At 55.7% G+C, this 9,437-nt stretch carries 8 protein-coding genes and 2 pseudogenes; 5 read left to right on the top strand and 5 right to left on the bottom strand.

From position 1 onward, the window contains the following. Positions 1 to 280 (bottom strand): annotated as a pseudogene (locus ABJQ89_RS01200) (twin-arginine translocation pathway signal); the annotation flags it as partial. A gap of 123 nt (positions 281 to 403) precedes the next feature. Then, entirely contained in the window at positions 404 to 1,405 is a 1,002-nt protein-coding gene (gene hemB / locus ABJQ89_RS01195) for a porphobilinogen synthase (RefSeq protein ID WP_348494451.1), read from the bottom strand. Positions 1,406 to 1,535: 130 nt separating this feature from the next. Here hemB and ABJQ89_RS01190 point away from each other — a divergent pair, with 130 nt between their 5' ends. After that, a complete protein-coding gene (locus ABJQ89_RS01190) occupies positions 1,536 to 2,063 on the top strand; it encodes a component of SufBCD complex (protein WP_348494452.1) in 528 nt (175 codons plus the stop codon). 51 nt (positions 2,064 to 2,114) lie between these two features. Next, a complete protein-coding gene (mfd, locus tag ABJQ89_RS01185; protein ID WP_348494450.1) occupies positions 2,115 to 5,567 on the top strand; it encodes a transcription-repair coupling factor in 3,453 nt (1,150 codons plus the stop codon). Between the two features lie 54 nt (positions 5,568 to 5,621). On the opposite strand, the gene ABJQ89_RS01180 is transcribed toward mfd, so the two are convergent. From ABJQ89_RS01180 to ABJQ89_RS01170, 3 genes are read right to left on the bottom strand one after another with little or no spacing between them, the layout of a single operon-like run. Then, a complete protein-coding gene (locus ABJQ89_RS01180; RefSeq protein WP_348494449.1) occupies positions 5,622 to 6,197 on the bottom strand; it encodes an HD domain-containing protein in 576 nt (191 codons plus the stop codon). Further along, positions 6,194 to 6,430, bottom strand: coding sequence for a hypothetical protein (locus tag ABJQ89_RS01175; RefSeq protein ID WP_348494448.1), 237 nt, complete (start codon positions 6,428 to 6,430; stop codon positions 6,194 to 6,196). Before ABJQ89_RS01175 ends, ABJQ89_RS01180 begins: the two co-directional genes overlap by 4 nt. A 12-nt stretch (positions 6,431 to 6,442) precedes the next feature. Next, the gene (locus ABJQ89_RS01170; protein WP_348494447.1) at positions 6,443 to 7,096 is read right to left on the bottom strand and encodes an alpha/beta hydrolase; all 654 of its coding nucleotides are present in this window, start codon (positions 7,094 to 7,096) and stop codon (positions 6,443 to 6,445) included. Positions 7,097 to 7,288: 192 nt separating this feature from the next. Here ABJQ89_RS01170 and ABJQ89_RS01165 point away from each other — a divergent pair, with 192 nt between their 5' ends. From ABJQ89_RS01165 to ABJQ89_RS01155, 3 genes and pseudogenes are all read left to right on the top strand, one after another. Beyond that, complete coding sequence (locus ABJQ89_RS01165; protein WP_348494446.1) at positions 7,289 to 7,747, top strand: Rrf2 family transcriptional regulator; 459 nt, start codon at positions 7,289 to 7,291, stop codon at positions 7,745 to 7,747. Continuing rightward, on the top strand, positions 7,747 to 8,790 hold the full coding sequence (locus ABJQ89_RS01160) for an aminotransferase class V-fold PLP-dependent enzyme (protein WP_348494445.1): 1,044 nt from the start codon (positions 7,747 to 7,749) through the stop codon (positions 8,788 to 8,790). The genes ABJQ89_RS01165 and ABJQ89_RS01160 overlap by 1 nt, the downstream gene beginning before the upstream one ends. Positions 8,791 to 8,812: 22 nt before the next feature. After that, positions 8,813 to 9,437 (top strand): annotated as a pseudogene (locus tag ABJQ89_RS01155) (Fe-S cluster assembly protein SufB); the annotation flags it as partial.

Genomic DNA, 9,437 nt, shown 5'->3' with positions numbered 1-9,437 from the left:
AATCCACTGTTGTGCCGCCAATGCGCAGGGCGCCGCGACCAAAGCCGCCGCCAAAACCAAGGCCAGCTTCTGTGATCAAAGGCATAACCAGCATACCTGTGGAACGCGCAGCGATTGATCGTGTCTTGGGGAAGTCGGCATACATCTGCGCGAGCGTTGCATCAACGCGGGCTTCAATACGGTCAACACCGGAATTGGTGCGGCGATTGTCACATGCGCTCAGCGCGAACGCGCCAGCCAGTCCAGAAAGCGCAAAGGCGCGACGGGAGAAAGTCGTCATTGGGGTTACCTGCTTTTAGCCTCGGGTGCCCAGCTCTATCGGCTGGATTTCCTTCCCCATAGCGCAGATCGCGTGCAAAGTCATGTGTCGCAGGATCAAACCGGCGGAGTTCAGCGCAAATTGTTACCCATTTGCCAGAATTTCAGCAACGCGCGGCGCGAAATAGCTCAGCACGCCATCACAACCTGCGCGTTTGAAGCACATCAGGCTTTCCATCATCACTTTGTCACCATCGATCCAGCCGTTCTGCGCCGCTGCTTGGATCATCGCGTATTCACCGCTGACCTGATAGGCATAGGTCGGCACGCCGAACTCGGTTTTCACACGGTTGCAAATATCAAGGTAGGGCATGCCCGGTTTGACCATGACCATATCGGCGCCTTCTGACAGATCGCGCTGAATGAGCCGCATAGCCTCGTCAGAGTTGGCGGGGTTCATTTGATACGTCTTCTTATCACCTTTCAACGCGCTCGACGCGCCAACCGCATCACGGAACGGGCCGTAATAGCTAGAGGCATATTTCGCGGCATAACTAAGGATCATCACGTTTTGATGCCCCGCGCTTTCCAAAGCGCTGCGCATCGCGCCAATGCGTCCATCCATCATGTCAGAGGGGCCAATGATATCAGCGCCAGCGTCGGCTTGGGCCAGCGTCATTTTGACCAAGGCCTCAACCGTGCGGTCATTGACGATTTCACCGTTCTCGACAAATCCGTCATGTCCATTGATGTTGTAAGGATCAAGCGCAACGTCCGTCATGACAGCAATCTCTGGCGCCGCATCTTTGATCGCGCGGGTGGCCTGATTGGACAGGTTATTGGGGTTCCACGCCTCGGCGCAATCCTCGGTCTTGAGGCTGTCGTCAGTGTAGGGGAATAGGCAAATCGCAGGAATTCCAAGGCTTTGCGCCTGTTTGGCGGCTTCGGCAATCTTATCGACTGAGCGGCGCATGACGCCGGGCATGGAGCCAACGGGTTCTTCGATCCCTTTGCCGTCACGCACAAAGATGGGCCAGATCAAATCAGCAGGAGTAAGCGTGTTTTCTTGCGTGAGCGCGCGCAAAGCTGGGGTGCGGCGGGCGCGGCGAAAACGGGCAGCGGGGAAGGCGGCGACGGTGCGTGTCATGATAGGCCTCATGGTATCTATGTCTCGCTTCAGACTTGCCATGTCGCGCGGTGCAGAACAAGGCTGGGAATTACCGAAAAGCAGCGCTATAGAAGCGCAGGCCTCCCCCTTGAGCTGCGAGCACGACGATTTGACCTTAACAGATGCACTTTTTGAGCTCATCGATATGCGCTCGTTTTCGAACCTTTGGTTTTGGATCGCTTTGGCCGTTATGTGGTCGAGCGCTTCCCATTGGGTTTTGGGCGTGCCTTACGACATGGTGCTGCGCGCACGCCGAAATGGCGGTGATGCGGTCACAGACATGGAAGATTTGGTCAGAATTAACGTCTCACGCTTGCTCTATATCGGGCGGATGTCGGGGCTTTGGCTCGCGGGGATCGTCTGTTTCGTGCTGACAGGTCTTGGCTTGCTTGGTTTTGTCTATTGGGTCGAATTTGCGCAGGCGCTGTTTTTGTTGATGCTGCCTATGACTCTCGTCGGGTTGCTGAGCCTCAACACAGCCCGTTTGATCCACGACACAGCAGCCAGCGGTGAAGACCTTTATAAACGTCTGTTCCGTCACCGCGTGATTATCCAATTTATTGGAATGATTTCCATTTTCGTGACGGCGCTCTGGGGCATGTATACCAATCTTGCGCTTGGCCCTTTGGGAATCTAGCGACACAAAAACGCGCTTTGTACGCAATTGGGCGCAAGGACCCTTTGATTGATGACGAACGCTTCTCACATAACGGTTTCCGGCGCGCCCGAAGGGTTTGATACGCAGCTTTTGCTCAAAGAACTGGACGCAAGCGGCACAGCGGTTTGCCATATCGCGCGTGATGATAAACGCCTTGTCGCGATGCAAGACGCGCTGCGGTTCTTTGCGCCTGAGTTGCCTGTCGTTGTCTTTCCCGGGTGGGATTGTCTGCCCTATGATCGCGTCTCGCCCAATGCGGATATTTCAGCCGCACGTATGGCGACCTTGGCAGCGCTCGTTCACGGCATGCCTGAGAAGTTTATTCTGCTGACGACCCTTGGCGCGGCAACCCAGCGCATTCCTGCGCGCGAGGTGCTGCGCGAGGCAGCCTTCAGCGCGCGCGTCGGCGGGCGCGTCGATGAAAAAGCCCTGCGCAACTTCCTTGTGCGTATGGGCTTTGTGCAAAGCCCGACGGTGATGGAGCCGGGCGATTACGCGGTGCGCGGCGGTATCATTGATATCTTCCCGCCGGGTGAACAGGGGCCTGTGCGCCTTGATCTCTTTGGCGATGTATTGGACGGCGCGCGCCGCTTTGATCCCGCGACGCAGCGGACCACTCAAAAGCTGGATGTGATCGAACTTGCGCCAGTGTCTGAGGTCATTCTCGATGATGAGGCGATCACGCGTTTCCGCCAGAATTATCGCATCGAATTTGGCGCCGCTGGCACCGACGATCCGCTCTATGAAGCTGTCAGCGCAGGGCGCAAGCATCAAGGCGTTGAGCATTGGATGCCGTTCTTTCATGACAAGTTAGAGACGTTGTTTGACTACCTGCCACGGGCAACGGTCACCTGCGATGATGCGTTAACGCCTGCGCGTCTTGCGCGGTGGGATAGCGTTGCAGATCAATATGAGACGCGCAAAATTGCGATGTCGGCTAAGAAGCGGATGGATTCCGTCTATAAGCCTGCGCCAGCGGAACTGCTCTATCTCGATGATGCGGCGTGGACGGATGCTCTAAAAGATCGCCGCGTCGTACAGTTCAGCGCGCTGCCGCAAGCGGTAGGTCTGGGCGTCACCGATGCGAGCGGGCGCATTGGGCGGAATTTCTCGCCTGAACGGCAGCAGGAAAGTATTAGCCTTTTCGGCGCCTTGGCAGCGCATGTTAAAGCGAAAATGGAGCAGGGACCTGTTGTTGTCGCCTCTTATTCCGAGGGCGCGCGCGAGCGGCTTGCTGGACTGATCGAAGACGAAGGCCTTACCGAGACGATATCTGTGCGCGATGCAAAAGGCATCGGGAAACGTGGGCTGCATTTGGCGGTTTGGGCCTTGGAGCACGGGTTCGAAACCCCCAATCTGACGGTGATTTCAGAGCAGGATGTTCTAGGTGATCGACTGATCCGAACAGCGAAGAAACGCAAGAAGGCAGAGAACTTCCTAACAGAAACCCAGAGCCTCAATCCAGGGGATTTGGTCGTTCATGTGGATCACGGCATCGGGCGCTATCAGGGCCTTGAAGTGATCACAGCCGCAGGCGCGGCCCACGAGTGTATTCTGCTCGATTATGCCGAAAGCGCGCGGCTTTATTTGCCGGTCGAAAACATCGAACTCCTCAGCAAATATGGCCATGAAGAGGGGCTGCTCGATCGTCTCGGCGGCGGTGCGTGGCAGGCTAAGAAGGCCAAACTGAAAGAGCGCATTCGCGAGATGGCGGATAAGCTTATTCGTGTGGCTGCCGAACGCGCCCTACGCCGCGCGCCCATTATGGAACCGCCCCCCGGTATGTGGGACGCCTTTAGCGCGCGTTTTCCTTATCAGGAAACCGACGATCAACTGAGCGCGATTGGCGATATTCTAGAGGATATGGGATCAGGCCAGCCGATGGATCGCCTTGTTTGCGGCGACGTTGGCTTTGGGAAAACCGAGGTCGCCATGCGCGCTGCGTTCATCGCTGCGATGTCCGGCGTTCAGGTGGCGATCATCGCGCCGACCACCTTGCTCGCGCGTCAGCACTACAAGAGTTTTGCCGAACGATTCCGTGGTTTTCCTATTGAAGTCAGAGCCTTGTCGCGGTTCGTGACCACAAAGCAAGCGGAGCAAACCCGCAAAGACATGGCCTCTGGCGCTGTCGAAATTGTTGTTGGCACTCATGCATTGCTCGCTAAGAACACCAAGTTTAACAACCTTGGCCTTTTAATTATCGATGAAGAACAGCACTTCGGCGTGGGACATAAAGAGCGTCTGAAACAGATGCGCACGGATATTCATGTGCTGACGCTTACGGCCACGCCGATCCCGCGGACCTTGCAGCTTTCGCTTTCTGGTGTGCGTGACCTCTCGATCATTGGCACGCCGCCCGTGGATCGTTTGGCGATCCGCACTTATGTCAGCGAATTTGATGCCGTGACCCTGCGCGAGGCGCTCCTGCGCGAACATTATCGCGGCGGGCAATCCTTCTATGTGGTGCCACGCATTTCCGATTTGCCAGAGATTGAGGCCTTCCTTAAAGAACAGCTGCCAGAGTTGAGCTACATGGTGGCCCATGGTCAGATGGCGGCGGGGGAACTCGATGATCGTATGAACGCCTTTTACGACGGCAAATACGATATTCTGCTGGCGACGACGATTGTGGAAAGCGGGCTGGATATCCCGACCGCAAACACGATGATCGTACACCGCGCTGATATGTTTGGTCTGGCGCAGCTCTATCAAATTCGCGGGCGCGTGGGGCGGTCCAAAACCCGCGCTTATGCTTATTTGACGACCAAGCCGCGCGCGAAACTGACGGCGACGGCGGAAAAACGTCTGCGCGTTCTTGGCTCGCTCGACACGCTTGGCGCTGGATTTACGCTCGCCTCGCAAGATTTGGATATTCGCGGGGCAGGTAACTTGCTGGGCGAAGAGCAATCCGGCCAAATGCGCGATGTGGGCTATGAGCTCTATCAATCCATGTTGGAGGAGGCGATCGCCAAGATCCGCTCAGGCAAGATGGAAGGGCTGTCGGATGATGACGGTCAATGGGCGCCACAAATTAACCTTGGCGTACCTGTTTTGATCCCTGATGCCTTTGTTCCTGATTTGGACGTGCGTTTGGGGCTGTACCGTCGCCTGTCTTCGCTCACCACTAAGGTGGAACTGGAAGGGTTTGCCGCCGAATTGATCGACCGTTTTGGGAAATTGCCCAAGGAAGTGAATACCTTACTTCTGGTCGTGCGTATCAAGGCCATGTGTAAAAAGGCGGGTATCGCCAAGCTCGATGCAGGGCCAAAAGGCGCGACGATCCAGTTCCACAATGACAAGTTTGCCTCCCCAGATGGGTTGGTAAACTTTATTCAGGGCGAACGTGGCTTGGCGAAAGTGCGTGACAATAAGATCGTCGTAAAACGCGATTGGAACGGCGATGTGGAAAAGATCAAAGGTGCGTTTTCCATTGCCCGTGACCTGGCGGAACACGCAGGTGCCATTAAGAAGCGCGTTAAATAGGTTTTTTGCAAAACCTATGCCTGCGGCGCGGATATTTTTGGAGAGAGGAAGAGCTTAGCGCGCGAACCAAGCTTTGATCTTGGGGGCGAGCCAATCCCAAAGCACCGGCGCACCGCGCGCGATTTTTGAACCGACGCGTTGTTCAATGGTGTCAAAGCTCACGCCGTAGTCTGTCCAACTGCCACCATTGGCCACGAGGTTCTGGTTTGGTGGCTGAAAACGATCAAGCGATTTAGCAAAAACGGCATCAGGCGTTTCAGCCGCTTCGAATTCTTCCCAAATGCTGCGCAGCTCTTGGTTCTGGTCCGTTGGAAGCAGACCAAAAATACGGCTTGCGGCTTTGGCTTCATCTGCTTCCATCGCGGCAATGTCGTGATCGCCAAAGATCGGCGCATCGCCAGCGTCGATTTCCACAAGATCATGCAGCAACAGCATTTTGATAACGCGATTGATATCAACGCCCTCGGGCGCGTGTTCACCCAACACCAGTGCATAAAGCGCGATGTGCCAGCTATGCTCGCCCGAATTTTCATGGCGCGATGCATCGCAAAGCGTTGTGGCGCGGATCACTGATTTGAGCTTGTCGGCCTCATTGAGGAAGGCCATTTGCGCGTCAAGACGTGCGCTCATTCCTCGTCCAGCTTTGCGGCGGCGGCGTCAATCCGTTCATTGAGCAGTTTGCGCGCCCGAATCAAAGCCATGCGCACTCGCGCAGCTGTCATGAAGGCTTCTTCAGCCGTGGTGGAGGAACTGGCAAGGTTCTTGCCAATATCCACAACCAGTTCTTCGTCACCAAGGGCGGTTGCCGCTTCGATGGCATCCTTGGCCAATTCATGGGCCATTTGATCGATAATAGCGCTCATGAGGTGGCTCCTTTAGCGTGTCGTCTCCGTCAGGCGACGTTTCACATAGCTTTGAACGTTGCCAATCATCGTATCCATATGCGGCTCTTCAAAGAAGTGGCCAGAACCCTCGAGCTCTTGGTGCGTGATCGTAATGCCCTTTTGCTCGTGCAGCTTGTTTACAAGACCCACAGTATCCGCAGGCGGTGCAACGCGGTCAGCCGTGCCGTTGATGATCAGACCAGACGCCGGGCAGGGCGCGAGGAAGCTGAAGTCATACATGTTGGCGGGTGGGCTGACGGAAATGAAGCCTGTGATTTCAGGGCGGCGCATCAGCAATTGCATACCAATCCAAGCGCCAAAGCTAAAGCCAGCAACCCAGCAATGCTTGGAGTTGTTGTTCATAGACTGAAGGTAATCAAGCGCAGAGGCTGCATCGGACAGCTCGCCAATACCTTGGTCATATTCGCCCTGTGAGCGACCCACACCGCGGAAGTTAAACCGCAGAACCGTGAAGCCCATGTTGTAAAACGCATAGTGCAGATTGTAGACGACTTTGTTGTTCATCGTCCCGCCAAACTGCGGGTGAGGATGCAGCACGATTGCGATCGGCGCGTCCTTTTCCTTTTGCGGGTGATAGCGGCCTTCGAGGCGACCTTCGGGACCTGGGAAAATAACCTCGGGCATAGACTTAAACTCCTTCGAAAAGCGCGATAGCTATTCTTGACGAATTCGCTTGGGCACTTTAGAACCATTCTAAGCTGAGCTGTGCTCGGCCTTTGTGACGCAAATAGGCTTTGCGCGGGCGAAGGTCAATCTAATCAGTGTCTTTGCGCGGGTTCGGGTGACGGATTTGCAAGCATATATGGGGGGAGTGATATGAAACTATCGACGAAAGGGCGCTACGCGATGGTCGCTTTGACGGATATCGCGCTGCAACCCAGTGATAAACTGGTCACTTTGGGCGATATTTCCAAACGTCAGGATATTTCGCTGCCCTATCTGGAGCAGCTGTTCGTGAAGCTGCGCCGTGCGAATCTGGTGGAATCGGTACGTGGGCCAGGCGGTGGATATCGCCTTGCGCAACCGCTTGCGGATATTCGTGTTTTGGACGTGCTCGGCGCTGTCGATGAAACGGTGGATGCAATGCACAAGGGGGCAGGTGCCTCTGGTGGTAGTTCTGGAAGCCGCGCGCAATCGATGACCAACCGCCTTTGGGAAGGTCTCAGCGCAAATGTTTATGTCTACCTGCACCAAACACGCCTGTCGGATGTGGTGAACAACGGTCTTGCGCCGTGCCCGGCGGTGCCTTCGCTCTTTGATATCGTGGATGAGTGATGGCCCGCGTCTATCTGGATCATAATGCGACCACGCCTTTGCGCGTTGAGGCGCGCGATGCGATGATCGCGGCAATGGATGCTGTCGGCAATCCATCGTCGGTTCATGCCGAAGGGCGCGCTGCGAAATCTATCGTGGAAAAAGCCCGCGCGCAGGTCTCTGCGGCCTTTGGCGCGGATGGTGCAGATATCGTTTTCACCTCGAGCGCGACAGAATCGGCGGCGCTTGCCTGTGCGGGTCATGGCTATGCCAGCGCGCGGATTGAACATGACGCGGTGCTCAGTTGGACATCGGGCGATTTGACGGTCGATGAGAACGGACAGGTCGCAATCACTGAGCCGCAAACAAGCGCTGTGCAATTGGCAAATTCAGAAACAGGCGTTGTACAGGATTTGCCCGACGGGCTGGCTGTCTCTGATATGACCCAAGCCTTTGGCAAAATGCCTGTGGCGTTCAACTGGTCTGGCGCGGATATGGCGTTGATTTCGGCGCATAAATTGGGCGGTCCCAAGGGGATTGCTGCTTTGGTTCTGAAACGCGGCATTGATGTGCCAGCGCAGATCAAGGGCGGCGGTCAGGAAATGGGGCGTCGCTCTGGCACGGAAAACATCATCGGGATCGCCGGATTTGGCGCAGCGGCAGAGGCCGCGCAGCGAGATTTAGACAGCGGTGTTTGGACCCGCGTCGAGAAACTTAGAAACATTCTAGAAAACACCATTGCAGATCGCGCGAAACACACTATTTCTGTCGGGAAAGCGAGCAAACGGCTGCCGAACACATCTTATCTCCTCACGCCCGGTTGGAAGGGCGAGACGCAAGTGATGCAGATGGACTTGGCAGGTTTCGCGGTTTCGGCGGGCTCTGCCTGCTCAAGCGGCAAAGTCAAAGCGAGCGGCGTATTGATGGCGATGGGCTTTAGCGAGCAAGACGCCGCATGCGCGATTCGGGTCTCGCTCGGACCTGAGACAACACAGCTAGAGGTGCTGGCCTTCGCAGATGCGTGGCTGGCCCAACACGATAAATTCCGCGCACGCGCGGCGTAATTGATACGAATAGGAGGCCGTCATGGCAGCATTGGATACAGCGACAGACTCGGGCGTCAAAGATGGCGTTGATCAGGAAACAGTCGATGCCGTGCGTGAAGTCGGCGGTGAATATAAATACGGCTGGTCCACAGACATCGAAATGGAATTCGCGCCAAAGGGTCTGAACGAAGACATCGTGCGTTTGATTTCCTCCAAGAACGATGAACCTGAGTGGATGACCGAGTGGCGCCTTGAAGCCTTCGCGCGTTGGCTGACAAAGGAAGAGCCCGATTGGGCGATGGTCGATTATCCTGAGATCGATTTCCAAGACCAGTACTACTATGCGCGCCCGAAAAGCATGGAAGTGAAGCCGAAATCCTTGGATGAAGTCGATCCAAAGCTGCTCGCGACCTATGAAAAGCTGGGCATTCCGCTCAAAGAGCAAATGATCCTCGCGGGTGTTGAAGGCGCGGAAAACATCGACGCGAATGCACCGCGCAAGGTTGCGGTTGATGCGGTCTTTGATTCCGTTTCCGTTGGCACGACCTTCCAAGATGAGCTGAAGAAGGCGGGCGTGATCTTCTGCTCCATCTCTGAAGCGATCAAAGAGCATCCTGAGCTGGTGAAGAAATACCTCGGCACCGTGGTTCCTGTCTCAGACAACT

This window comes from Planktotalea sp. (assembly GCF_039984035.1).
Lineage (GTDB): Bacteria > Pseudomonadota > Alphaproteobacteria > Rhodobacterales > Rhodobacteraceae > Planktotalea.
This window is presented reverse-complemented; position numbering and strand designations above follow the sequence as displayed.

Excerpts from the sequence above, each read along its gene's own strand:
- hemB (WP_348494451.1), bottom strand. The coding sequence starts at position 1,405 with ATGACACGCACCGTCGCCGCCTTCCCCGCTGCCCGTTTTCGCCGCGCC.
- mfd (WP_348494450.1), top strand. The coding sequence starts at position 2,115 with ATGACGAACGCTTCTCACATAACGGTTTCCGGCGCGCCCGAAGGGTTT.
- ABJQ89_RS01180 (WP_348494449.1), bottom strand. The coding sequence starts at position 6,197 with ATGAGCGCACGTCTTGACGCGCAAATGGCCTTCCTCAATGAGGCCGAC.
- ABJQ89_RS01175 (WP_348494448.1), bottom strand. The coding sequence starts at position 6,430 with ATGAGCGCTATTATCGATCAAATGGCCCATGAATTGGCCAAGGATGCC.
- ABJQ89_RS01170 (WP_348494447.1), bottom strand. The coding sequence starts at position 7,096 with ATGCCCGAGGTTATTTTCCCAGGTCCCGAAGGTCGCCTCGAAGGCCGC.
- ABJQ89_RS01165 (WP_348494446.1), top strand. The coding sequence starts at position 7,289 with ATGAAACTATCGACGAAAGGGCGCTACGCGATGGTCGCTTTGACGGAT.
- ABJQ89_RS01160 (WP_348494445.1), top strand. The coding sequence starts at position 7,747 with ATGGCCCGCGTCTATCTGGATCATAATGCGACCACGCCTTTGCGCGTT.